General features: G+C 69.5%; 24 protein-coding genes and 1 pseudogene. 9 read left to right on the forward strand and 16 right to left on the reverse strand.

The annotated features are described in order from the left end of the window. Window positions 1-14 precede the first annotated feature (14 nt). Complete coding sequence (locus E0H50_RS30105; protein WP_131293905.1) at window positions 15-1,007, forward strand: DMT family transporter; 993 nt, start codon at window positions 15-17, stop codon at window positions 1,005-1,007. Here E0H50_RS30105 and E0H50_RS30110 read toward each other — a convergent pair. After that, on the reverse strand, window positions 1,004-1,954 hold the full coding sequence (locus tag E0H50_RS30110; RefSeq protein WP_238151375.1) for a DMT family transporter: 951 nt from the start codon (window positions 1,952-1,954) through the stop codon (window positions 1,004-1,006). The genes E0H50_RS30105 and E0H50_RS30110 overlap by 4 nt on opposite strands. A 109-nt stretch (window positions 1,955-2,063) precedes the next feature. Between E0H50_RS30110 and E0H50_RS30115 the strand changes: the two genes are divergently transcribed. Genes E0H50_RS30115 through E0H50_RS30130 form a run of 4 tightly spaced genes read left to right on the forward strand, consistent with a single transcriptional unit; the run spans window position 2,064 to window position 7,352 of the window. Next, complete coding sequence (locus E0H50_RS30115; protein ID WP_131293907.1) at window positions 2,064-3,281, forward strand: cysteine desulfurase-like protein; 1,218 nt, start codon at window positions 2,064-2,066, stop codon at window positions 3,279-3,281. A gap of 33 nt (window positions 3,282-3,314) precedes the next feature. Next, window positions 3,315-4,856: an alpha-amylase family protein gene (locus tag E0H50_RS30120; protein WP_131293908.1), complete on the forward strand. Its 1,542-nt coding sequence runs from the start codon at window positions 3,315-3,317 to the stop codon at window positions 4,854-4,856. Continuing rightward, entirely contained in the window at window positions 4,849-6,075 is a 1,227-nt protein-coding gene (locus tag E0H50_RS30125; protein ID WP_238151376.1) for an ROK family transcriptional regulator, read from the forward strand. Before E0H50_RS30120 ends, E0H50_RS30125 begins: the two co-directional genes overlap by 8 nt. Window positions 6,076-6,083: 8 nt before the next feature. After that, the gene (locus E0H50_RS30130; RefSeq protein WP_131293909.1) at window positions 6,084-7,352 is read left to right on the forward strand and encodes a glycoside hydrolase family 125 protein; all 1,269 of its coding nucleotides are present in this window, start codon (window positions 6,084-6,086) and stop codon (window positions 7,350-7,352) included. On the opposite strand, the gene E0H50_RS30135 is transcribed toward E0H50_RS30130, so the two are convergent. The 6 genes from E0H50_RS30135 to E0H50_RS30160 form a co-directional block, all read right to left on the reverse strand. Then, on the reverse strand, window positions 7,345-8,190 hold the full coding sequence (locus E0H50_RS30135; RefSeq protein WP_131293910.1) for an ABC transporter permease: 846 nt from the start codon (window positions 8,188-8,190) through the stop codon (window positions 7,345-7,347). The genes E0H50_RS30130 and E0H50_RS30135 overlap by 8 nt on opposite strands. Then, complete coding sequence (locus E0H50_RS30140; protein WP_131293911.1) at window positions 8,180-9,091, reverse strand: ABC transporter ATP-binding protein; 912 nt, start codon at window positions 9,089-9,091, stop codon at window positions 8,180-8,182. Before E0H50_RS30140 ends, E0H50_RS30135 begins: the two co-directional genes overlap by 11 nt. A gap of 76 nt (window positions 9,092-9,167) precedes the next feature. Then, window positions 9,168-9,593 carry a hypothetical protein gene (locus tag E0H50_RS30145; RefSeq protein WP_131293912.1) on the reverse strand — a complete coding sequence of 142 codons (426 nt, stop codon included), beginning with the start codon at window positions 9,591-9,593 and terminating at the stop codon, window positions 9,168-9,170. A 33-nt stretch (window positions 9,594-9,626) separates the two neighbouring features. Beyond that, the gene (locus tag E0H50_RS30150; protein ID WP_131293913.1) at window positions 9,627-10,292 is read right to left on the reverse strand and encodes a response regulator; all 666 of its coding nucleotides are present in this window, start codon (window positions 10,290-10,292) and stop codon (window positions 9,627-9,629) included. Window positions 10,293-10,302: 10 nt separating this feature from the next. After that, complete coding sequence (locus tag E0H50_RS30155) at window positions 10,303-10,947, reverse strand: response regulator (protein WP_131293914.1); 645 nt, start codon at window positions 10,945-10,947, stop codon at window positions 10,303-10,305. Further along, window positions 10,944-12,086: a sensor histidine kinase gene (locus tag E0H50_RS30160; RefSeq protein ID WP_131293915.1), complete on the reverse strand. Its 1,143-nt coding sequence runs from the start codon at window positions 12,084-12,086 to the stop codon at window positions 10,944-10,946. The genes E0H50_RS30155 and E0H50_RS30160 overlap by 4 nt, the downstream gene beginning before the upstream one ends. 156 nt (window positions 12,087-12,242) lie before the next feature. On the opposite strand from E0H50_RS30160, the gene E0H50_RS30165 reads away from it, so the two are divergent. Beyond that, entirely contained in the window at window positions 12,243-12,689 is a 447-nt protein-coding gene (locus tag E0H50_RS30165) for a DUF6069 family protein (protein WP_131293916.1), read from the forward strand. Here the strand turns inward: E0H50_RS30165 and E0H50_RS30170 are convergent. Continuing rightward, window positions 12,612-13,373 carry a FadR/GntR family transcriptional regulator gene (locus E0H50_RS30170; protein ID WP_131293917.1) on the reverse strand — a complete coding sequence of 254 codons (762 nt, stop codon included), beginning with the start codon at window positions 13,371-13,373 and terminating at the stop codon, window positions 12,612-12,614. The two genes, E0H50_RS30165 and E0H50_RS30170, sit on opposite strands and share 78 nt — an antisense overlap. A 74-nt stretch (window positions 13,374-13,447) precedes the next feature. On the opposite strand from E0H50_RS30170, the gene E0H50_RS30175 reads away from it, so the two are divergent. After that, a complete protein-coding gene (locus E0H50_RS30175; RefSeq protein ID WP_131293918.1) occupies window positions 13,448-14,659 on the forward strand; it encodes an alpha-hydroxy acid oxidase in 1,212 nt (403 codons plus the stop codon). Here the strand turns inward: E0H50_RS30175 and E0H50_RS30180 are convergent. The 7 genes from E0H50_RS30180 to E0H50_RS30210 form a co-directional block, all read right to left on the reverse strand. Beyond that, window positions 14,603-16,075 carry a sensor histidine kinase gene (locus E0H50_RS30180; RefSeq protein WP_238151379.1) on the reverse strand — a complete coding sequence of 491 codons (1,473 nt, stop codon included), beginning with the start codon at window positions 16,073-16,075 and terminating at the stop codon, window positions 14,603-14,605. The genes E0H50_RS30175 and E0H50_RS30180 overlap by 57 nt on opposite strands. Beyond that, a complete protein-coding gene (locus E0H50_RS30185; protein ID WP_202868387.1) occupies window positions 16,072-16,740 on the reverse strand; it encodes a response regulator transcription factor in 669 nt (222 codons plus the stop codon). Before E0H50_RS30185 ends, E0H50_RS30180 begins: the two co-directional genes overlap by 4 nt. Before the next feature lie 22 nt (window positions 16,741-16,762). Continuing rightward, window positions 16,763-17,527, reverse strand: a complete 765-nt coding sequence (locus tag E0H50_RS30190; RefSeq protein WP_131293921.1) for an ABC transporter permease — start codon at window positions 17,525-17,527, stop codon at window positions 16,763-16,765. Then, on the reverse strand, window positions 17,524-18,432 hold the full coding sequence (locus E0H50_RS30195; RefSeq protein ID WP_131293922.1) for an ABC transporter ATP-binding protein: 909 nt from the start codon (window positions 18,430-18,432) through the stop codon (window positions 17,524-17,526). Before E0H50_RS30195 ends, E0H50_RS30190 begins: the two co-directional genes overlap by 4 nt. Before the next feature lie 107 nt (window positions 18,433-18,539). Then, the gene (locus E0H50_RS30200; RefSeq protein WP_238151381.1) at window positions 18,540-19,673 is read right to left on the reverse strand and encodes a sensor histidine kinase; all 1,134 of its coding nucleotides are present in this window, start codon (window positions 19,671-19,673) and stop codon (window positions 18,540-18,542) included. Between the two features lie 78 nt (window positions 19,674-19,751). Beyond that, complete coding sequence (locus E0H50_RS30205; protein WP_131293923.1) at window positions 19,752-20,390, reverse strand: pyridoxamine 5'-phosphate oxidase family protein; 639 nt, start codon at window positions 20,388-20,390, stop codon at window positions 19,752-19,754. Then, window positions 20,390-21,646, reverse strand: a complete 1,257-nt coding sequence (locus E0H50_RS30210; protein WP_131293924.1) for an MFS transporter — start codon at window positions 21,644-21,646, stop codon at window positions 20,390-20,392. Before E0H50_RS30210 ends, E0H50_RS30205 begins: the two co-directional genes overlap by 1 nt. Before the next feature lie 121 nt (window positions 21,647-21,767). Between E0H50_RS30210 and E0H50_RS30215 the strand changes: the two genes are divergently transcribed. Next, the gene (locus E0H50_RS30215) at window positions 21,768-22,265 is read left to right on the forward strand and encodes a hypothetical protein (protein ID WP_131293925.1); all 498 of its coding nucleotides are present in this window, start codon (window positions 21,768-21,770) and stop codon (window positions 22,263-22,265) included. A gap of 11 nt (window positions 22,266-22,276) precedes the next feature. On the opposite strand, the gene E0H50_RS30220 is transcribed toward E0H50_RS30215, so the two are convergent. After that, on the reverse strand, window positions 22,277-22,756 hold the full coding sequence (locus E0H50_RS30220) for an alpha-ketoglutarate-dependent dioxygenase AlkB (RefSeq protein ID WP_272948532.1): 480 nt from the start codon (window positions 22,754-22,756) through the stop codon (window positions 22,277-22,279). Between the two features lie 1,140 nt (window positions 22,757-23,896). Here E0H50_RS30220 and E0H50_RS30230 point away from each other — a divergent pair. Continuing rightward, window positions 23,897-24,220: pseudogene (locus E0H50_RS30230) on the forward strand (DUF222 domain-containing protein); the annotation flags it as partial.

Consider the following 24,220-nt stretch of genomic DNA (forward strand, 5'->3'; position numbering starts at 1 on the left):
GTCATGATAGTGACGTGACAACGACCGCCATCCGTCCCGCACCCTCGACCCGGCGGCACCACGTCGTCGGTCTCGCGTCGGCCTTCGGGATCGGGATGCTGGTAGCGGTCCAGTCACGGCTGAACGGTGAGCTCGGCGGCATCCTCGGCGACGGGGTTTCCGCGGCGCTGATCTCGTTCGGCTCCGGCCTGCTGATCCTGCTGGTCGCGTCGGCGGTGGTGCCTCCGGTGCGCCATGGGGTGGTCAAGGTCTGGCGCACTGTCCGGCGGCCGATGCGCGGGTACGGCGGTCTGCGCTGGTGGCAGTGTCTCGGCGGACTCTCGGGCGCGTTTCTCGTCGCGACGCAGTCGATCACCGTCTCCGTGATCGGTGTCGCGGTGTTCCTGGTGGCGGGCGTGGCCGGGCAGGCGATCAGCAGCCTGGTCGTCGACCGCCTCGGGTTCGGTCCGGCCGGCCCGCAGCCGCTCACCGCCGTACGGATCGTCGGCGCCCTGATCGCACTGGTCGCGGTCGCACTGGCTGTGTCCGAGCAGTTGAGTCACCCCGACGGTCTGATGCTGGCGATCCTCCCCGCGCTGGCCGGCGTCGGCAGTGCGGTGCAGCAGGCCATCAACGGGCGGGTGGCGCGGGCCGCCTCCTCCGATGCGTACGGCGCGGTCGCGGCCGGACTGGTGAACTTCCTGGTCGGATTCGTCGCGCTGCTGATCGTGTTCGCCGTCGACCTGGCGCTCCGCGGCGCGCCACGGCACCTGCCGAGCGAGCCCTGGCTGTACCTCGGCGGCGCGTGCGGCGTCATCTTCATCAGCGCCGCGGCCGCCGTCGTCCGGGTGGTCGGCGTGTTCGTGCTCGGCCTCGGCACGATCGCCGGCCAGTTGATCGCGAGCCTGTTCATCGACGTCTTCCTGCCCGTCGCCGACAAGCCGGTCACCACCCCGGTCGTCGCTGGCACTCTGCTCGCACTGGTCGCGGTGGTCGTCGCCGCCGTACCGAACCTCCGTCAGGCCTAGGTGGCGGGTGCTTCCACAGGGATCTTGCGGCGGAAGTTGCCGAGGACACCTTGGGAGACGGCGACGCCGAGGAGTACGACGAGGCCGCCGACGGGCTGGTACCAGGTGATGTGTTCGTGCAGGACGAGGACGCCGACGACGATCGAGAAGATCGGCATCAGGTACGTGACCATCGACGAGCGGCTGGCGCCGATCAGCCGGATGTTGCGCATGTTGAGCACGAACGCGAGCCCGCTGCCGAGCGCGCCGAGGGCCAGAACACTCAGCACCGCCTTGGCCGACAGCGACCACGGCGCCGGGGGAGCCTGTCCGGTGACCAGTGGGGCGACGACGGCCAGCTGAACCGTTGCGCACAGCAACAAGCTGGTCGAGAGCGCCGTACCCGAGAGCGTCGTACCGGCCAGGAATCGTTTCTGGTAAGGGATCGCGAGTCCGTAGAAGACCGCGGCCAGCATGCACAGTCCTTGGCCGAGCAGGTCGGCTCCGGCGTTCACCTGCCAGGCCCCGAGGACGACGAGCATGCCCACGAACCCGATCAGCAGCCCGGCCCCGCGTTGCGCCGAGAACTTCTCGGTCCGGAAGATCAGGACCGCGATCGGCAGCACGACCAGCGGGGTGATCCCGTTCCAGATGCCCGCGAGCAGCGACGGGATCCGCTCCTCGCCGTACCCGAACAGCGTCCACGGGATCGCCGAGCCGATCGCCCCGACCACGAACGAGTGCGCCCACAGCCTCGGGTCCCGCGGCAGCGCCTCGCGCTTCAGGGCGAGGATCGCGAGCAGTACGACGGACCCCGCGATCACCCGTCCGAGCGCGAGGTAGAGCGGCGGCAACTCGCGGACGCCGACCGAGATGAACAGGAAGCTGCAGCCCCAGATCGCGGCGAGCGCCACCATGGTGGGAAGCCAGGCCCGCACCGGGGCCGCGGTGCTGTCAGGAGTCGTCACGGTGCTCACTCCTGACATCCTGCACTACTCCCCGGACAGTTCGCGCATTTATATCCGCATTCGGGCAGGCAGTAGCGTCGGCTGTCAGGAGCGAGAGAGGATGACGCGCATGAGTGCCTTTGACAGCGCCTTTGATGTCGTCGCCGTCCGCAAGCAGTTCCCCGCGCTCGACGAGGGAGCGGCGCATTTCGACGGTCCCGGCGGTTCGCAGACCCCGCAGGCCGTCGCCGATGCGGTGGCGCGGACCATGACGTCGGCGCTGGCCAACCGCGGTCAGCTGACCGCCGCCGAGCGCCGGGCCGACGAGATCGTCGTCGGTGCCCGGCAGGCGATGGCCGATCTGCTCGGCACCACCGCGCAGGGGATCGTGTTCGGCCGCAGCATGACGCAGCTCACCTACGACTTCTCCCGCACGCTCGCCAAGACCTGGTCCGCGGGCGACGAGGTGATTGTCAGCCGCCTCGACCATGACGCGAACGTGCGTCCCTGGGTGCAGGCCGCCGAGGCCGCCGGCGCCACGGTCAAGTGGCTCGGATTCGACCCCGAGACCTCCGAACTGGACGACATCGCCCCGCTGCTCACCGACCGCACCCGCCTGGTCGCGGTGACCGCCGCGTCCAACCTCCTGGGCACTCGCCCCGACACGCAGAGGATCGCCGACCAGGTGCACGCGACCGGGGCGCTGATCTACGTCGACGGCGTCCACCTCACCGCGCACGCGCCGGTCGACGCGCGGTACGCCGACTTCTACGTCTGCTCGCCGTACAAGTTCTTCGGCCCGCATCTCGGTGCACTGACCGCGGCGCCCGAACTGCTCGAGACGCTGAAGCCCGACAAGTTGCTGCCGTCGACGGACGTCGTACCGGAGCGTTTCGAGTTCGGGACGCTGCCGTACGAGCTGCTCGCGGGCACGACCGCCGCAGTCGAATTCATCGCCGGACTCGCGGGCAGCGGCGACACGAGGCGCGAGCGCCTGATCAGCTCGCTCGGAGCCGTCGAAGCACACGAGGACGCGCTCCGCGACAACCTCGAGGCCGCCCTGAGGGCGATCCCCGGCGTCACCCTCTACGGCCATGCCGCGCACCGCACGCCGACCCTGCTCTTCACTGTCGATGGTCACACCCCGGCAGGCGTCGCCGAGCACCTCGCGAAGGCAGGGGTGAACGCCCCGGCCGGTTCGTTCTACGCGTACGAGCCCGCCCGCCACCTCGGTCTCGGCCCGGCCGGTGCGATCCGCGCCGGTCTCGCGCCGTACACGGACCAGTCGGACGTCGACCGTCTCGTGGCCGCGGTCGCCGCCTTGACCGGCCCGAGAAGCACTAACTAAAGTCTCTGGGGAAATTAACCCAGAGGGAGCCACGTGAGAGAACCGAGCGCTGTTTTCGTCCAGGTGGATCCCTCGGGAGAGTTGGTCGCTCCGGCGCGCGCCGGGGCCGTGATCAACTGGAACGACGGCGCCGTGGAGGTCACGGCGGAGCGGATCTCCCGGGTCGCGCTCCGGTGGTCGGAGAAGCTGCCGAGCGACGCGCTGATCCTCGGCGACGCGTGGGAACGTTCGTACGGCGACCTGCAGTGGCGCCACCAGCAACCCGAGCGTCTGCTGCCGTGGTACTTCCTCGCCCACTCGGCGGCAGGCACGTTCGGTATGGGCGTCGACGTGCAGCCGAACGCGTTCTGCTCGTGGACCGTCGACGGTGACGGTTTCACCCTCTGGCTCGACCTGCGGAACGGCGGCGGCCCCACGCTTTTGGACGGTCGTACGCTGACAGCAGCAGTCGTGCGACGATTCGAGGACGCCAGCACCCCTTGGCAGACCCTGCACGCAGCGGTCGCCTCCCTGAGCACCCGACTACCGGCGCGACCTGAGCCCGCGCCGGTGGTCGGGGCAAACAACTGGTACTACGCGTACGGCGAGAACTTCGACGAGAAGGCCGTTCTGAAGGACGCGTCGACGATCGTCGAGCTCGCCGACGGTCACCCGGTGAAGCCGTTCAGCGTCGTCGACGACGGCTGGTACCCGGGCGGTATCGCGTCCGGCGGCCCCTGGGACCGCGGTACGCCGGGAGTGTTCGACGACATGGCCGGTACGGCGGCCGCGATCAAGGCGATCGGTGCGAGACCGGGGCTGTGGTTCCGCCCGCTCCTGGTCCGTGAACCGTCGCCGCTGGCTTCGCGGGTCCCGCACCACCGGCCGGGCCGCGCCCTCGACCCCACTCACCCCCAGGTTCTCGAGGCAGTGCGCTCCGACCTCGAACGCTTCAGGTCCTGGGGCTTCGAACTCGTGAAGCACGACTTCAGCACCTTCGACATCTTCGGTGCGTTCGGCCCCGCGATGGGGTCGAAACTCACGAGCGGCGACTGGCAGTTCCACGACCCGTCGCGCACGACCGCCGAGATCGTCCTCGCGTTCTACCGCGAGATCCGCGCGGCGGCCGAGGACGTCGTACTGATCGGCTGCAACACCGTCGGCCACCTCGCCGCCGGGCTCGTCGACGTCCAGCGGACCGGCGACGACACGTCCGGCCGGGACTGGGAGCGGACCCGGAAGATGGGAGTGAACACGCTCGCGTTCCGGCTCCCGCAGCACAACCGGTTCTTCACCGTCGACGCCGACTGCGTTCCCTGTACACCGCAGACGCCGTGGGAGCTGAACGAACGGTTCCTCGACCTCGTCGCGCGCTCCGGTACGGCGTTGTTCCTGTCGATCGATCCGGCCGCCCGGACGGAGCGCACGGACCGTGCGTTGCGCGACGGTATACGGTTGGCGCTCAGTGGTGGTGACGCCTCGGGGATCGAGCCGGTCGACTGGCTCGTCAACACCACTCCGAACGAGTGGCGGGCGGGCGACGGCACCGTTCGTTACGACTGGTCGCAACCGTGGGGTGCGGATCCAATTGGTTAGACGGGGGACGAACCTCGATCGCGTCGGGGGATTCAACGACGCCGTGGTGCTGGACGCGATCCGCCGCAGCGAGCAGCTGAGTCGCGTCGAACTGGCCGAGGCGACCGGCCTGTCCGGTCAGGCGATCTCCAACATCGTGCGCCGCCTCCTCGACGCCGGCCTGGTCCGTGAGGCCGGCCGGCTGCGCGGCGCCGGTCTCGGCAAACCACGGACCCTGCTCGAGCTCGAACCCACCGGTCAGTACGCCGTCGGCGTGCATCTGGATCCGTCCGTCGTCACCGTCGTACTGCTCGATCTCACCGGTGAGGTGGTCGCGCGGCGGCCGGTCGACCAGTACGCCGACGACCCCGGTCTTCTCATCGACGGCATCGCGAAGACGATCGAGGAAGTGATCGCCGCGTCCGGCGCACCGCGCGACCGGGTCACCGGCGTCGGGATCGCCGCGCCCGGTCCGATCGACGTCGAACGCGGTGTGGTGGTCGATCCGCCGAACCTCTCGACCTGGCATCTCGTTCCGCTGCGCGACGAGTTGAGCGCGCGGACCGGTCTCCCGATCGTCCTGGACAAGGACGTGACCGCCGCCGCGTCAGCGGAGAAGTGGGCCGGTCAAGGCGGCAGCTTCGTGTTCTTCTACCTCGGCACGGGTGTCGGCGCCGGGCTGGTGATCGGTGACGAGGTGGTCCGCGGTTCGTCGAGCAACGTCGGCGAGATCGGTCACGTGATCGTCGACCCCGACGGGCCGCTGTGCTACTGCGGGCGGCGTGGCTGCGTCGGCGAGGCCAGCCAGCCCAGGTACCTGGTGGAGCAGGCGGTTCGCGCCGGCGTACTTGCCGAAGGCATCGACCTCGACGACCGGCTGGCGGTGGAAGCGGCCTTTGCCTCGATGTGTGCGCAGGCCGGCGGTCCGGGCGCCGCCCGGGACATCCTCACCACGCTCGCGGACCGGATCGCCAAAGTGGTCGAGGACATCGCGAACCTGCTCGACCTGGAGCGCGTCGTCTTCGGCGGCCCGCACTGGGAGCAGCTCGCCCCGGTGCTGCATGACCGTGTGCGCACCGCGCTGGAAGGACGTTTCCTGCTGGCGGCGGTGCACCCGTTCGAGGTGACGGGTACGTCGCTCGGCGCGGACGTCGGCGCGATCGGCGCCGCCAGCCTGATCCTGGACCGCATGTTTTCCCCGAACCCCTCCCTTGTCCCCGAGCTTGCCGCTGAAAGGTAGATGTTGTGATGATCGACCCCGAGGTCCTCGCCCGCGCCACCGCGGCCGTCCGCGAGGCCACCGGTGACGACGTGATCGCGGAGATGTTCCAGCGCTCGATGGCCGGCAACCTCCCGGCCGTCGGCGAGCGGCTTCCGGACGGTACGACGTTCGTCCTCACCGGCGACATCCCGGCGATGTGGCTGCGGGACTCGGCCGCGCAGCTCCGCCCGTACCTGCTGCTGTGCAAGGACGATCCGGGTCTGCAGGACGTTCTGATCGGCGTGCTGCACCGGCAGCTCGAGTACGTCGTCCTGGACCCGTACGCGAACGCCTTCAACAAGGAGGCGAACGGCGCCGGGCACACCTCCGACGAGACCGAGATGTCGCCGTGGGTGTGGGAGCGCAAGTACGAGATCGACTCGCTGTGCTTCCCGCTCGAGCTGGCGTACCGGCTGTGGCGGATCACCGGCCGCGCGGACGTGATCGACGACCGGTTCCGGGCCGCGGCGGAGGCGATCGTCGAGCTGTGGACCGTGGAGCAGGACCATGAGGCGCGTTCGCCGTACCGCTTCCAGCGCCACGACGACCGCCCGTCGGACACGCTCGTCCGCGAAGGACGGGGGCGGCTGACGCGGCCGACCGGGATGTCGTGGAGTGCGTTCCGGCCGAGTGACGACGCGACGGAGCTGGGCTTCAACGTGCCCGGGAACATGTTCGCGTCGGTGGTGCTCGGGTACCTGCAGGAGATCGCGACCGAGGTCCTGCGGGACGAGCCGCTGGCCGATCGCGCGAAGGAACTGAAGGCCGAGATCGACGAGGGGATCGCGTCGTACGGCACGGTGGAGCACCCGGCGCACGGTCGCGTCTACGCGTACGAGGTGGACGGGCTGGGAGAGTCGTTGCTGATGGACGACGCCAACATGCCGAGCCTGCTGTCGATCCCGCTCACCGGGTACGCCGCCCCGGACGACCCGACGTACCTCGCGACACGCTCGCTGCTGCTCAGCCCCGCGAACCCGTACTACTACAGCGGAACCGCAGCCGCCGGCATCGGCAGCCCCCACACCCCACCGCGCTACATCTGGCACATCGCCCTTGCGGTGCAGGGGATTTCGAGTACGTCGGCGGAGGAGCGCCAGCACCTCCTGGAACTCCTCCGCGACACGACCGGCGGCACCGGCCAGATGCACGAGGGCTTCGACGTCGACGACCCCCGCAAATTCACCCGCGAATGGTTCTCTTGGGCCAACGCCATGTTCTGCGAACTAGCGCTGGTCCACGCCGGCATCAGGTGACGTCGCGGCGGCGGGTCGTCCAGGCTGCCAGGACGGCGAAGATCGCGCAGTAGGCGAGCAGGGTCAGGAGGGCTCGGTCGCCGCTGACCGCGTCGCGTACTCCTGGTGGGGCGTCGGCTGCTGCCATTCCGGTGACGCTGAAGACGAGGGAGCCGGCGTTGGTGCCGGGCAGGATGTTGGCGAGCCATTTCAGGCCCGGCAGCAGGCTGCTCACGACGCCGGCCAGCAGCGTCTCGATGCCGAGGATCCAGACCACGCCGAGCCCGATCGGCAGCGCGACGTTGCGGAAGGCAACGGCCAGGACGGCCCCGGCCAGGCACCACATCATCAGGACCAGCCAACCGCCCGCGAGTCCTTGCAGGAGATCGCCGACGCCGGGCCAGCTCATCGAGCCGTCTTCGGCCGCGGCGATGCCGACGCTGCAGAGTACGCAGGCGGCGAAGATGCCGAGCACCCAGAGCGCGATCATCGTGCCCAGCGCCAGGAACTGGGCGCCGAGGATCGTCAGCCGTCGCGGGCGTTGGGTGAGGACGGTCTTCAGCGTTCCCCAGGTGTACTCGCCGCCGATCACGATCGCGCCCAGGACGAGCGCGAGCGCGCCGGCGAAGATCGGGTACCCGCCGATCGTGTTGTCCATGATCCGCTCGGGGAGCATGCCGCGGAGGATCTCGGCGCGCGGTACGCCGTCGGTCTGCGGGTTCTCGTCGCCGGTCGCGTAGCCCAGGTACGGCAGCAGGTAGCCGAAGATCAGGCTCAGGACCAGACCGGCGCCGAACAGCACCCAGACCGCGGAACGCTTGCGGAGCTTCAGCAGCTCGGCTCGGTAGCTACCCAACATCGGTCTTCTCCTCCCCAGTTGACAGCTCGGTCGTGAGCTCGAAGAAGATGTCTTCGAGAGCCCGTTCGGTGGTGTGCAGTTCGGAGACCGCGATCCCGGCCTCGACGAGGACGCGGTTCACCTCGGCGGCCTGCGCCGGATCCACCTGCACCCGCAGCGTGTCGTCGTACTGGTGGACGCTGCCGAAGCGGGTCAGGATCGCCTGGGCCGTGTCCTTCGGCGTCGCCCGGACGACGAGTTCCTGCTCGCCGCGCAGCTCGTCGACGTTGTGCTCGGCAACCATCCGGCCGGCGTTGATGATGCCGACCCGGTCGCAGATCTGCTGCACCTCGCCGAGCAGGTGGCTGGACAGCAGTACGGTCCGGCCTTCGGTGCCGAGCTCGCGGATCAGCCGGCGCATGTCGCGCATCCCGGCCGGGTCGAGGCCGTTCGTCGGCTCGTCGAGGATCACCAGCTCCGGGTCCTTGAGGAGCGCGGCCGCGACCCCGAGGCGCTGCTTCATCCCCAGGGAGTACGTCGAGAACCGGTCCTTCGCGCGATCGGTCAGATCGACGAGCTCCAGCACCTCGTCGATCCGCTGCCGCGACACCCCGGCGTACTCGGCGAGCAGCCGCAGGTTGTCGAGCCCCGACAGGTACGGGTAGAACGCCGGCGACTCGATCATCGACCCGGTTCCTTTGAGCACCGCGGCATCGCCCGGCCGCCCGCCCAGCACCCGCACCGTCCCACTCGTCGGCGCGATCAGCCCGGTCAGGATCCGGAGCGTCGTCGTCTTCCCGGCTCCGTTCGGCCCGAGAAAGCCGTACACCTCACCCGGCAAGACCTTCAGATCGACACCATCAACCGCCAAGGTGCCGCCGTACCTCTTCGTCAGCCCACTGACCTCAACCAATGCATCCATACCTAGAGCGTGTCGCTCAGACCCCACCGGGCGCGTCGCCTCGGGGGAGTGACCCCACCTACCCCCACCGGAGTACTCAGCTACTGGGGCTGGTCTCCAGCCGTTGCACACTCCCCGCCGCGAGAGCCTCCGCGACGTGCTCGAGCCCGGCCCGAATCACCTCGCCGTACGCGCCGTCCGGCAGTCCTGGGAGATGCGCACGAGCTGCTGCGAGCTGCTCCTGCGCCAGCTCGACCTGCCCGAGCCGCCGGTAGTCGTCAGCCAGGTTCAGATGGAGCGAAGGAAGCCAGCCGTCGTCCTCCACGTCCTCCAGCGCCTGCAGGTCCCACCGGAGTTCGTCTTCGGTCTCGTCCTGTACGTCGGCCAGGTAGTGCGCGATCGCGCAGCGGGTTTGCGGGTCTTGGGCTGCGTTCCACAGATCGGTCAGCTGCTGACGTGCGGCTTCACGGTCCCCGGTGCGACCGAGTTCGACTGCCGCTGTGATCTCCTCGAGGTGCATCATGCGAGCATCCTCTGGGTTCGAGCGGCTCGAAGGTCAACCCAGCCAGCCGGGGCGGACCAGGCCCGTTTGGTAGGCGAGTACGACGAGTTGGGCGCGGTCGCGGACGCCGAGTTTGATCATCGCGCGGCTGACGTGGGTTTTCGCGGTCGCTGGGCTCAGTACGAGGCGCTCGGCGATCTCGTCGTTCGACAGGCCTTCGCCGACCAGCGCGACGATCTCCTTCTCGCGTTCCGTGAGTACGTCGAGTTCCTTGCTCGCATGCGGTTGCCGGGACCGCGACGCGAACTCCGCCACCAGCCTCCGCGTCACCCCAGGCGACAGCAGCGCGTCACCGCGCGCCACCACCCGTACGGCCTGCAGCAGCTCGACCGGCTCGGTGTCCTTCACGAGAAACCCGCTGGCCCCGACCCGCAGCGCCTCGAACACGTACTCGTCGAGGTCGAACGTCGTCAGGATCACCACATGGACGTCGGCCAGCTCGGGATCCGCCCCGATCTGCCGCGTCGCCTCCAGCCCGTCCGTCCCCGGCATCCGGATGTCCATCAGTACGACGTCCGGCTTCTCCCGCCGCGCGACCGCGACCGCCTCGGCGCCGTCCGGGACCTCGCCGATCACCGTGATGTCGTCCTCGGCGTTCAGCAACGACCGGAACCCGGCCCGCACCAACGCCTGATCGTCTGCCAACAACACCCGAATCATGCGAGGGAGCTTATGCGAGCCCCGCGTCATGAGCGAGCAATGCGATCTGGGTGCGGTTCCCGAGCTCCAGCTTGGTGAGGATGTGCGAGATGTGCGCCTTGACCGTCGCCAGGCTCATGTACAGCTCGGTACCGATCTGCGCGTTCGCCTTGCCCTGCGCGACCGCGAGCATCACGTCGTACTCCCGCGGCGACAACCGCTGCAGCTTCGCCTGCGCAATCGTGTGCGCATCGGCCTGCGTGGCGGCGCGGTCCATCAGTCGCCGCGTGATCGCCGGCGACAGGATCGGGTCACCGGCCGCGACCCGTCGGACGGCGTCGACGATCTGCGCCGGCGGCGTGTCCTTCAGCAGGAATCCGCTCGCCCCGGCGCGGAGCGCGTGCAGGACGTTCTCGTCGGTGTCGAAGGTGGTGAGCACCACGACCTCGGGCGGATTCGCCCGCGCCCGCACCCGCCGCGTCGCGACGATGCCGTCCACGCGCGGCATCCGCAGGTCCATCAGCACGATGTCCGGGAAATGCGCGTCGACCGCGGCCGGTACCTCGTCCCCGTCGGCGGCCTGGCCGACCACGGAGATCCCGTTCGCGCCGTCGAGCATCATCTCGAGGCTGGCCCTGACCAACGCGTCGTCGTCCACCACCAGCACCCGGATCATGAGGGCCACGGTAGCGAGGCCTCCAGCCGGAACCCGCCACCGGGCACCCGCCCGTGGTCCAGCGTGCCGCCCGCGAGCTGCACGCGCTCGGTGAGCCCGACCAGCCCGGTCCCGCTGCCGGGCGCCAGCGGCGTACCGTTCGACGCCGGGTTCGTCAGCTCGATCCGCAGCCTGTCGCCGGCCATTCCAGCCACCAGCACGGTCACCGGATGCCCTGCCGCGTGCTTGCGAGCGTTCGTCAGTCCTTCCTGCACGACCCGGTACGCCGTCCTGCCGGTGGCCGGCGGCAACGACTCCGGGTCCGCCACCTGGTCGTCGTACGCGATCGTCGTACCCGCCTCCCGCGACTCCTCGACCAGCGCGCGCAGATCCCCGAACGTCGGCTGCGGCCGCCCTTCGTACACCTCCTCGTCACGCAGAACGTTGATCACTTCGCGCAGCTCGTCGAGCGCCTGGTGTACGCCGGTACGGATCACGCCGGCCGCCTTGGCCAGCTTCTCCGGCGACGAGTCCGGCCGGTACTCGAGCGCACCGGCGTACGTCGCGAGCAACGACAACCGATGGGCGAGTACGTCGTGCATCTCGCGCGCCATCTTGGTGCGCTCGTTGGACCGCGCCTCGGCGACCCGGCGCCCCTGCTCGGCCTCCGCACGCCGGGCCCGCTCCCGCAGCGACTCGAGCAACTGCTGCCGCGCCTGAGCGCCCTGCCCCCAACCGAGCAACGCGGCGTGCACGACCACGTCCAGCACAGCGAACCACAGGAACGGCAGACCGTGGATCGGTTGCCACAGGCCCTGAATCAGATGTGCTCCGGTACCGAGGGCGGCGACCAGGATCGCCATACGCAGTGGTCGGCGCATCGCGACGCTCAGCGTGCCGACGGTCGACGGCGGCGTCGCGGCGGGGGAGAGGATCGCCAGCACGGCCAGGGCGATCGCGCCGTGCACCGGGCGGCGGACCACCACCGGGATCAACGCGACGGAGACGAGACCGACCGCGATGTCGAGCAGCAGGAACTGCCGGTGCTCCGGGTCGGACATCCGCCCGATGATCGTCATCGCGACCAGCACACCGATCGCGCCGGTCGCGACGACCTCCACCCACTTCGACGGCTTCTGCGGCGCGCACAACTCCTCCATGCCGCCGAGACTAGGCGGCCGTGGGCGATTCCCACCACCGACCAAAGTCGAACCCCCGCAGACTTCCGGCCGCCCCACCCCAGCTCCCCGGCCGATGCCCCGGACTCCTCCTCCGCAGCAAGGTGATCCCACAACCCATCACCCCAGGAGCACCTGATGCAGAACTCGACCAACCAGCACCCCGCCCCCCAAACCCAGGCGCCGCGCCGCGTCCCCGGGCGGAGCCGTCTGGCGGTCGTCGGGGTCGCCGCGCTGGCGGCGCTGGCGGACTGGGCGATCCTCGCCCCGCTCGCGGGCCTCACCCTGGAGGCCCGCCAGGGCGGCACTCAACACATCGGCGCGATCGCCGTCGTCGTCTCGACGATCTTCGTGGCCTTCGCCGGCTGGGGCCTGCTCTCGATCCTGGAGCGCCGTACGCCGCGCGCCCGCAACATCTGGACCGTCGTCGCCACCATCGTCTGCGTCACGTCACTCGGCAGCCCGCTGACCAACGGCATCGGCGCGGGGGCCAAACTCGGCCTCGCGTCACTTCACCTCGTCGTCGGCGCGATCGTCATCCTCGGCCTCCGCCGCACCGCGTTGAGTGCCGCCGAACGGTGTTAACTGAGCCGCCTGATAGAAACCCCGGATGTGCGCGGTCACGAGTTCGGCCGCGTGCTCCGGCTCACCGCCCCGCACCGCGGCCAGGATCGCCCGGTGCTCGGAGCGCAGCCCGACCGCCGTCGCCTCCCAGTCCGGCAGGTTGGGTACGGCGGCCAGCACGTACCCGTGGATCGCCGACCGCAACGACGTCATCACCGCGGCGATCAGCACGTTCCCGGCGAGTCCGGACAGCGCGACGTGGAACTCCGCGTCGAGCAGATGGAACTCCTCCGGCGACAACCCGGCGTCGTCCATCCGGTCCAGCAGTTCCTCCGCGACCTTCAGCTCGCCCGCCCCGAGTTCCCGCGCCGCCGCCTCCCGCGCGGACCAGGACTCCAGCAGCAGACGGGTCTGCACGACGTCGCCCATCGGCAGGTGATTGGTTGCCAGATGCAACCGCAGTACGGCGGTCAGCGGCGACACCGGCTCCGCCACGATCACCGCACCCGCCTCCGGGCCGGATCCGGTCGCGGTCCGCACCACGCCCATCGCCTCCAGCACCCGGACCGCCTCCCGTACCGACGGCCGGCTGATCCCGAGCTGCTCGGCCAGCGTCCGCTCACCCGGCAGGCGCCCGCCGATCCGCAGCCGCCCCGCCGCCAGGTCGGCCTCGACCCGATGCAGGACCAGCTCGTAGTTCTTCATGTGGACGACCCTACCGGTGTGGTCGGACCACAGGATAGGGTGTGGTCCGACCACAGATTCAGCCGGGAGTTGTGATGACCGATCGCCAGTTGCCCAAATGGTCCGAGTTGAAGCCGCTGCTGCGGCCGAAGCCGGTCACGGTGAACCCGACCGAGCGTCGGCTGGACAAGGCGCTGACGATCGCGGACCTGCGGGCGATCGCGAAGCGCCGGACGCCGCGCTCGGTGTTCGACTACACCGACGGCGCTGCCGAGGCGGAGATCAGTCTGCGCCGCGCCCGCCGGCTGTTCGCCGAGATGGAGTTGCAGCCGTCGATCCTGCGCGACGTGTCGGACATCGATCTCGGGACGTCGATCCTCGGCGGCCGCTCCGAGCTGCCGTTCGCGTTCGCGCCGACCGGGTTCACCCGGATGATGAACCACGAGGGCGAGAGCGCGGTCGTGAAGGTCGCCGAGCAGGTCGGCATCCCGTACGCGTTGTCGACGATGGGCACCACCTCGATCGAGGACGTGGCGGCCGCGGCGCCGAACGCGCGCAAGTGGTTCCAGCTGTACGTGTGGAAGGACCGCACGGCCGGTGAGGACCTGGTGAAGCGGTCGGCCGCCGCCGGGTACGAGGCGCTGATGCTGACCGTCGACGTACCGGTCGCCGGCGCTCGTCTCCGCGACGTCCGCAACGGCTTCACGATCCCGCCGTCGCTGACCGCGAAGACCGTCCTGGACGCCTCCCTGCACCCGGCCTGGTGGGCGAACCTGCTCACCACGCGACCGCTGACGTTCGCGTCGCTGTCCACGTGGGACGGCACGGTCGCCGAGCTGCTCGACAAGCTGTTCGACCCGACGATGACGATCGACGACCTGAACTGGCTGCGCTCGATCTGGGACGGCCCGCTGATCGTGAAGGGCATCCAGACCGTCGGGGACGCGCGCCGGGTGGTCGACGCGGGCGCCGACGCGGTCGTGCTGTCCAACCACGGCGGTCGTCAGCTGGACCGCGCGCCGACACCGCTGCGCATCCTCCCGGAGGTCCGTAAGGCGGTCGGAAGCGATGCGGAGATCTACCTCGACACCGGCATCATGTCCGGCGCCGACATCGTCGCCGCGATCGCGCTCGGCGCCGACGCCTGCCTGGTCGGCCGCGCGTACCTGTACGGCCTGATGGCGGGCGGCCAGCGCGGCGTCGCCCGCGCCGCGGACATCCTCACCAAGGAGGTACGCCGCACGATGGCCCTACTCGGCGTCTCCAGTGTCGCCGAGCTGAACCCGTCCCACGTCCGCCTGCCCTAGCACCGGCAACCACAACTGGAACGACGCGCCCGCACCGACGGCGGTGTCTAGTACGACGTCGCCGCCGTGTGCTCGCGCTATCGACCGTGCGATCGCCAGCCCGAGACCCGTCCCGGCGCCGGCCGAGTGCTTGCGGGCTCGGTCAGCGCGATAGAACCGGTCGAACACCCGATCCGCCTGCTCGTCGGTCATGCCGGGACCGTCGTCCTCGACGAACAGGATCGCCTGGTCGCCGATCGTTCCGGCTCTGATCGTGACGGGCGTACCGGGTGGGGTGTGGGCGATCGCGTTCCCCACCAGGTTGGTGATGACCTGCCGGAGCCGATCCTCGTCACCGTGCACAGGAGCCGGACCGGGCGGATGGCGAGTCTGCGGCCCGGTGAGGGCGACCGGCCGGGACGGATCCAGCGCGCGGACGTCGTGCCGCGCGTCGTTCGCGATCGTCCGCAGATCCATCGGTGCGCGGTCGAGCTGTCCTTCGGGCGCCTCGTCGAGCTGTGCGAGCAGGAGCAGGTGCTGGGTCAGCTCGGTCAGCCGAGTGGCTTCGCGGTCGATGCGGCCCATGGCCTCGTCGACATCGGATCCGCCCATCCGGTACAGCTCGGTCGAACCCTTGATGCCGACGAGCGGCGTCCGCAGCTCATGGCTGACGTCGGCGAGGAACACCCGCATCCGGGACTCGGCCGCGGCCCGGTCCGCGAACGCCTGCTCCAGCTGGCCGAGCATCGTGTTCAGCGACGAGGCCAGATGACCGATCTCGGTGCCGGGCGCGGCCAGTCCGGGCACGCGCTGCGTCAGGTCGCCGTCCGCGATCGCGGCAGCCGTGTTTTCGATCCGGCGCAGCGGACGCAGTCCGCGTCCGAGCGCCCACCAGCCGATCGCCGTGAGTAGGACGAGCAGCGCGGCTCCGCTGATCAGGCTGGTGGTCCGGAGCCTGGCGATGGTGGCATCGGCCTCGGTGAGCGGCGCGGCCGCGATCACTGTCCCGTTCCAGCCGACCGCCGGTCGGGCGACCGCGCGCCACCGGCCCTCATGGTCGGCCGCCTGCAACACGCCGGCCGAGCCGTCGATCGGCAACGATCGGAGCTCGTCGTCCGTGGGAAAGGACGCGGCATCCACGCGGGACGAGCGCAGCGTGCCCACGATCGACCCGTCCGGGCCGAGATACGCGAGGTACGGCGCACCGATCAGATCCAGCGCGGGATCGAGGAGCTCTGGTCGGGCCGGCTGTTCGCGGTCCGGCCCGCTCGGCGCCACCTTCGCGACGATCTCGGTGAACGAGCGGAGCTGACTGTCAAGCCGATCGAGCTGGTACCTGGTCAGCTGACTCGACACGACAGCGCTGATCAGCGTCATCCCGGCGAGCAGCAGACCGGTCGTGAGCAGCAGCAATCTGGCGCGCAGCGATAGCTTCACGATGTCGGCGCCCGCATCACGTAGCCCATGCCGTGCACGGTGTGGATGAGTTTCGGGTCGTGGTCGTCGACCTTGCGGCGCAGGTACGAGATGTAGGTGTCCACGATGCTGGTGTCTCCGTTGAAGTCGTATCGCCAGACGCGTTCGAGGATCTGCGCCTTGGACACCACCCGCCCGGCGTTCTCCATCAGGTAGTGCAGCAGCCGGAACTCGGTGGGGGAGATGCGCAGCGGACTCCCACCCCGCGTCACTTGGTGGCCCTCGGCATCGAGTGCGAGTGGACCGACCGTCAGTACGCCGTCGCTCGGCCGGCCCGTCGTACGGCGCAGGACCGCGCGGATCCGCGCGATCAGTTCCTCCAGGTCGAACGGTTTCGTCACGTAGTCGTCCGCACCGAGCGACAGGCCCTGGATCTTGTCGGCCTGCCCGTCGCGAGCCGTCAGGAACAGCACCGGCGTCGGGCGCAGGCGACGTACCACCTCGAATCCGTCCATGTCCGGCAGCATCACGTCGAGCAGCACGAGGTCCGGCGCTTCCTCGGCCGCGGCGTCGACCGCCTCGGCGGCGGTCGCCGCCGAGATCACGTCGAAGCCGGCGAACCGCAGTGTCGCGGACAGCAGTTCGCGCACCGTCGCCTCGTCGTCTACCACCAGCAGCCGAGTCATGATCGCCAGAATACGGATCCGGTCAGACGTCTCGTCGCCGGAAGACGACGAACGCGGCGGTCAGGACAGCGGCGACGCCGAGCCACAGCCCGCCGAGATTCAGCCAGGGATGCGGGAAGCTCTCGTCCGGCACGGTGCCGAAGATCGCGGCCGCTCCGAGCGTCGGCCAGAAGTCGAAGATCACCTGCAGCCAGTCCGGGAAGAGCCCCGCCAGCGCCGGAACGAGGAACACGATCCCCACCAGCGTCGCAAGCGCCCCTGCCGTCGCACGCAGAATCGCTCCCAGACCCACGGCCAGCAAGGCGATCGCGGACAGGTACAGCCCGCCGCCGACCACTGCTTTCAGGACCCCAGGATCGCCGAGGTGCGCGTACGGCACGTCCTGCCCGGCCAGCAGCGCCTGACCGATGAAGAACGACACGAACATCAGCACCTGCCCCGCCACGGCGGCGACCCCAGTGGCCACGATCGCCTTCGCGGCCAGCAGCCGATGCCGCTGTGGGGTGGCTGCGAGTGTCGTCTGCATGAGTCCGGTCGCGAACTCCGACGTCACCACCAGGATGCCGAGCACCCCGACGATCAACTGGGCCACGATGAATGTCTTCAGGCTCTGACTGGTCGGGTCCCAAGCAGCCCGGTCCGCGTCGGTCCCACCCCGGTACTCCGTGCCCGCGCCGCTCATCGACAGACCGGTGATGCCCAGCCCGAGCACGAACAGGCAGGCCACCGTGTACCAGGTCGAGCGCAAGCTTCGAAGCTTGATCCACTCGGCATGCAGCGTGTTCATACGGCGGCACCCTGGTACTCGACGCTCTCCTTGGTCAGCTCCATGAACGCGTCCTCCAGCGACGCCCGCTGTGGTGTGAGCTCGCTCAGCGCGACCCCGTGGTACGCCGCCAGCTTGCCGATCTCCTCACCCGACAGACCGGACACGACCAGCCCGCCTTCGAGCCCGTCCCGGACGGTGCCGCCCGCAGCGGTCAGGTGGTGGGCGAGCGGCTCACCAGCCCGGACGAGAACCGTGCCGTCGCCGTTCGCGTGCATCAGCTCGGCCATCCCCATGTCGGCGATCAACCGGCCGCGACCGATGACCACCAGGTGGTCCGCTGTCTGCGCCATCTCGCTCATCAGATGGCTCGACACCAGCACCGCCCGTCCCTCGGCCGCCAGCGAGCGCATGAAGTCGCGGATCCACCGGATTCCTTCGGGATCGAGCCCGTTCACGGGTTCGTCGAAGATCAGGACGTCCGGATCACCGAGCAGCGTCGCCGCGATCCCGAGCCGCTGCCGCATCCCGAGCGAGAACCCGCCGGCCCGTCTCCCGGCCACACCTTCCAGCCCGGTCCGGACGAGCACCTCGTCAACCCGGCGCCGGGAGAGACCGTTGCTCACGGCAAGCGCCAGCAGATGGTCGTACGCCGTCCGCGCGCCGTGCACCGCACTCGCGTCGAGCAGCGCGCCAACCTCCGTCAGCGGCACCGCCAGGTCCTGATAACGCCGGCCGCCGACCGTCACGGTGCCTCGGGTCGGCGCGGCCAGCCCGATGATCATCTTCATGGTGGTGGACTTGCCCGCGCCGTTGGGCCCGAGGAACCCGGTCACCTGCCCCGGTTCGACGGAGAACGATAGGTCGTCCACGACGACGTCAGCGCCGTACCGCTTGGTCAGCCCTCGCACTTCGATCCTTGTCATGCTTCGCAGCCTGACGGGTGGATCTGAGTGCCTACCGGGAGGTTCTGAGAGAACTCTGTGAATCCGCTCCGTGCGACGTCGGACGGGCGCCGGATTTCACAGGAAACCTACAGGGGCAAGGTCGCCGTGATCCGCAGGCCGCCGGCCGGTGTGCAGTTCGCGGTCAGCGTGCCGCCGAGCGCGGTCGCACGCTCACGCATGCCGGAGATGCCGTTGCCTTCCTGCGGCGCCGCGGTCAGGCAATCGCCGTTGTCGTCGATCTGCAGCACCAGCGTCTGCTCGCCGTACTGGATCCGAACCGTCGCCGACGTCGCGCGCGCATGCCGTACGACGTTCGTCAGCGACTCCTGGACGATGCGGAACGCCGCCCGGTCGAGCCCGCTCGGCAGCGGCCGCGGCTCGCCGTGAACGATCTTGTGCACCTCGAGCCCGGCCCTCTCGGTACGGCTGATCAGGTGGTCCAGGTGATCGAGGCCGGCCACCGGCGTACGGGGCGCGGACTCGTCGGACTGACGCAGTACGCCGACGATCGACCGCAGCTCGACCAGGGCCTCCTTGCTCGCGTCCTTGATCGCGGAGAGCGCCGGAGCGGCCTGCTCGGGCTGCCGGTCGACCAGGTGCAGTGCAGTCGACGCCTGGACGTTGATGAGCGAGATGTGGTGCGCCACGACGTCGTGGAGCTCCTGCGCGATCCGCAGGCGTTCCTCGCCGGCTCGGCGCAGCTCCTCCTCTTCCCGGGTCCGCGCGGCCGCCATGACGCGGTCCCGATGGGCGCGGAACAGTTCGGCGAGGAACCCGAGCACGCAGAAGCACGTGCCGACGAGCAGGACCTGGTACACGCCCTGCTCGTTGATGCCGAGGATCATCCGTCCGCCGACATGTCCGACGTACAGCGTGATCAGCCCGACCCAGCCCGCCATCCGGTGACCGAGCCGGATCGTGGTGAACACCGCGATCACGAACGCGAACACGACGGGGCCCCACGGGTACTCGCGGAGCATGTAGATCAGCGTCGAGACGACAGTTGCCCACAGCACCGGGATCGGCCTGGTGCGCAGCCAGTACAGGGACAGCGCGCCGACCAGCAGCAGGACCACCATGAACCAGTCCGGCTCGTGGCGGTCGGTCTGACCACGTGACGCGCCGAACGACCCCACCACCGAGAACACGGCCAGCAGCACCGGCAGCAGGACGCGGCGCACGCGGGCCCCGAGGGTCGGGACGTGGACAGGTTCGGTCACACTACGAAACCGTAGAGGGCGGCCGGGGCGATGTCATCGTCGCCACGGAGTACTTCGGTCTGCGCCCGCTGCGGTAGCTCAGTACTTGACCTTGTAGATCTTGTCCTCGTACGCCTGCCCGTAGTACTCCTCGAGCGTCGTGAGCTCCTCGTCGGGCCGCTCCAGCGCCTTCGCGATCCGCGGGCGACTCGGCATCGCGTCCGGGTTCCAGGTTTCGGGTTTCCACAGCTGGGAGCGCAGGAACGCCTTCGAGCAGTGGTGGAAGATCTCCTCGATCTCGACCAGCAGGGCCAGCTGCGGACGGTTGCCCTTCACGATCATCTCGTCGAAGAACGGCGCGTCGCTGACGATCCGGGCGCGGCCGCTGATCCGCAGCGTGTCTCCGCGGCCGGGCAGGAAGTAGATCAGCCCGACGTGCGGGTTGGAGAGGATGTTGGTGAACCCGTCGACCCGCCGGTTGCCGGCGCGCTCCGGGATCGCGATCGTGCTCGCGTCGAGAATCTTCGTGAACCCGGCCGGGTCGCCCTTGGGGGAGACGTCGCACGTACCGTCCTCGGCGGAGGTGGCGACGAGGCAGAACGGCGATGCCGCGAGCCACTCGCGATCCAGGTCGTGCAGCTCCTTGCGAGCCTTACCGGCGGCTGCGGCCAGCGGTTGCGGGACGATCTCCCGCAGCTCTTCCTGGGTAGTGATTTCGACCAGTCCGGGAATCTCCATCAGGCGGCGCTCTCCTCTACCAGCGACGGCGTGGCGTCCTCGTTGACAGTCCTCGTCCGCGCAGCCCATCGTACGGCGGGACCAGTTGCGCAACTGGTCCCCAGGAACAGTGCACCGACCACCAGCCAGCCGATCGGCCCCCATCCGAGGATGACCGTGGTGAGCAGCGCCGGGCCGAGCATCCGGGCGATCGCGGGGCCGGTGCCGAAGAAACCCTGGTACTGACCCTGCTTGTCGGCCGGCGCGAGTCCGAAGCTGATCTCCCAGGCGCCGGAGGCGAGCTTCATCTCGCCGAGGGTCAGCAGCGCGGCAGCGACCACGAGTACGGCGGCGGTGACCGTGGCGCTCAGGTCGGCGGCGGTGATCGCAAAGACGGCGCAGGCGGCCAGCATCGCAACTCCGGCGTACCGGACGCTGCGGGACGCGGTGCGGAGATCCTTGACGCTCTTCGCGATCCGGACCTGGAAGAACGTGACGCCGAGCGTGTTCACGATCATCAGCGAGGCCACGACCCAGCTGGGAGCGTTCGTGCGGGTGACGATCCAGAGCGGTCCGACCAGGCTGATCAGCGGCATGAAGAGCAGCATCACCGCATTGATCAGCGCGAGAACGGCGTACGGACGGTCGTGCAGCACCGCCAGCCGCGGCTCACCCACGACCCGGAGGGTCCTCGCAATCGACGGCACCCGGCGCAGCAGCCCGGCGGCGATCAGGAAGCTGAGCGCATCGATCCCGAACACGATCAGGTACGCCGCCTCGCTGTCGAAGCGGAGCGCCACGCCCCCGAGAAGCGCGCCGAGCGCAAGCCCCGCGTTCACCGTGGACTGCAGGAACGCGCGGATCCGGGTGCGCTCCGCCGGGGCGACCAGTCCGGCCAGCAACGCCTGCCGCGCCGCTGTGAGCCCGGTCTGGCTGCATGCGTAGACGATGGCGGCGATGAGGAAGGCTGCGAAGCTCCTGACGACCAGGAACGACGCGACAGCCGTTGCGGTCGTCAGCGCCAGCAGGACCGCGGTGCCGCGGGCGCCCCGTCGGTCCGCGAGGTTGCCGAGCGGCACGCCCGCCAGGAAGCCCACCAGCCAGGCGATCGTCAGCCCGAGCCCGACCTCCGCGGTCGAGAGCCCGACGACGCGGGTGAAGAACAACGCCGAGGTGACGACGAACGCACCGTCGCCGACCGAGTTCGCCAACTGTGCCATCGCCAGGTCCCGCGGCGCTCCGGCCGGGGGAAGCATCTGCCCAAGTCTGCTGCTCATGGTCTTGAGCCTAGGGGAGTAGCGGCCCAGCCCAGAGGTCCATTGTTAACGCGAAATCGTGGGCCACTTTGCCCTGTGGACAACCCGGATCGGGTGCCGGAATCCCGGCATCTTTACAGGCATGAGCTTCGAGAACCTCTCGGCCAACTGGGCCGACCAGCCACTCACCGATCCCGTCCTGGCCGCCGATGCCGTAGACCTGATGGTCAGCCTCGGCGACCGCCGCCGGGGCACCCTCACAGTCCTGATCTGCGATCCCGACGCCCGTTACCTGGCCACCGTGCTCGTGGGCCTCCCAGAATCCGCCGCCACAGGCCTCCGCCGCCACCCGCAGCCACAGCTTCAACCAGCTGCTGACGCCCAACCACCCAGTCCCGCCGAGCTGTGCGGGACTGTCCTCGATCCGGTCATCCCCGCCGTCCATACCGCTCCCGGCACAGGTCTCATCCTGGCCCTCGGTCGACCAGGTCCCGCCGGCCTGACCGACGCCGACAGCCAATGGGCCCACGCCGCGACCACCATCTGCGAGGCCGCGGGCATCCGCTTACTCGGCTTCTACACAGCCACCAAGGACGGAGTCCACCGCCACGACCTCAGCGCCACCGCGGTCGCCGCGTGAACCGATCGCCGTCACCGCACCCCACGCGGCCGGAACTGAATGCTGATCCGCGGGCCGACACGCCCCGACGCCTTCGGAATCGCATGCTCCCAGGTCCGCTGACACGAGCCACCCATGACGATCAGATCCCCATGCCCCAACGGATACCGAACAGTCGACCCGACCGGCCCGCTCGACGTCCCCGGCCTCGGCCGCAGCGCGAGCACCCGAGGTTCACCAACGGACAGGATCGCCACCATCGTGTCCTCGTGGTTCCCGCGCCCGATCCGATCCCCGTGCCACGCGACGCTGTCCCGCCCGTCGCGGTAGAAACACAACCCCGCCGTACGGAACGGCTCACCCAACTCGTCCGCATAGTGCGCGCTCAACGCATCCCGGGCCTCATCCAGAATCGGCACCGGCAACTCCGCGTCCTCCCCGTAGAAACCCAACAACCGAGGCACATCCACGACCCGGTCGTACATCTGCCGCCGCTCCGCCTGCCAAGGCACTTCTCGAGCCAGCCGCTCATACACCTGATCCGCCCCCGTCAACCACCCCGGCAGCACATCAACCCAGGCTCCCCGCCCCAACTCAGCCCGCACCACCCCACGCAAATCCCCCAATAAAGGATCCGCAAAAGCATCCAGCAACGACCCCTGAAGCTCACCACCCATCCCCCCACCATACCCGAAACTCGAACAAACGTTCCCCTACCGCCAAACCCCCACCACCCACCCCCGCGGCCCAACCCACCCGCCGTCCCGCCCAACTGAACCGCCGCCCGACCATCCCACTCCAGTCTCGCTCCACCCCCACGACCACCAAGCCCCCACCACTTCGCCGCACGACCCACCACTCAACTCGGCTCGCCCCGCCCCGAAGTCCCTGCGCGGAAGCCCGTGCGCCGAAGACCCGGTCCTGAAGCCCTCCCGCCCCAACGCCCCGCCCCAACGCCCCGCCCCAACGCCCCGCACTGAAGCCCCGCGCCCTGATTCCCCGCCCTGAAGCCCCGCCCTGAAGCCCCGCCCTGGCACCCTCCGATCGGACACCCCACCCGACGCCTCGTTTTGACGCCCCGCCCCGAAGTCCAGCTCTTGCGCACCTACGTCTTGCGACCGGGTTTCTGCGCCTGAGGTCACGCGCCCACCTCTCGCCCTGCACCTCTCGCCCCGTGTCCGTGCCCTGTGCCCCGTGTCCCATGCCCTGACGCTCCTTCCGCCTTGCGTCGGTGACCGAGTCAGCGCCTCGTCCATGGATGCCCGCCCATGCCCTCTCCCGTGAGCACCCTCAAGCCGCCGCAAACCCACCATGGCCACCGGCCGCGCGGGCGCGCTCCGCCGAATGCTCCACGTCTAGACACGCTCCGCCCCGTCTGCCCCGCTGCACGTGCTCCACCAGCGCATGCTCGGCCCCCGCTCCGCGCGTCCCGCAGGCCTCCGTTGACTGCGTGCAGCCGCTCCATGTCGCGATCCATCCCGCCGCCCACGGCCGCCGGCCACCCCTTCCACGCGTCGGTCCTCCAACCTCAACTCCCTACCGCATACACGTTTCCCGGCCCCCTGAACCTGTGACGTTTCCCCTTGTGGATAAGGGAAAACGACCCGCCACCAACTTGATCACCCAGCTCCACATCACGTAGAATCGAACACATGTTCGAGCAAGATCTGGATACGTTGAGCACCCGCGACCTGCTGGAGCGTGCCGCGGACTGCCGCACGGTGGCCAACCGCGCCGACGCGCACCTGCTGGAATGCGCCCAGATCTACGCCGACCGCTTCCACCCCTCCGTCTGCCCCACCCGCCCAACCCGCCGCGCCAACGACGGGCGCGAACGCGCTGTGATCCTGGGCGGCGAGGGCTGCCCCGCGATCGCGGAGTTCGCGATCGCCGAGTTCGCCGCCGTAGTCGGGGTCTCACCCGGCGTCGGCCGCGCCCTGCTCGCCGACGCCCTCGCCCTGCGCCACCGCTTCCCC

The organism is Kribbella sindirgiensis (genome assembly GCF_004331435.1).
Classification (GTDB): Bacteria; Actinomycetota; Actinomycetes; order Propionibacteriales; family Kribbellaceae; genus Kribbella; species Kribbella sindirgiensis.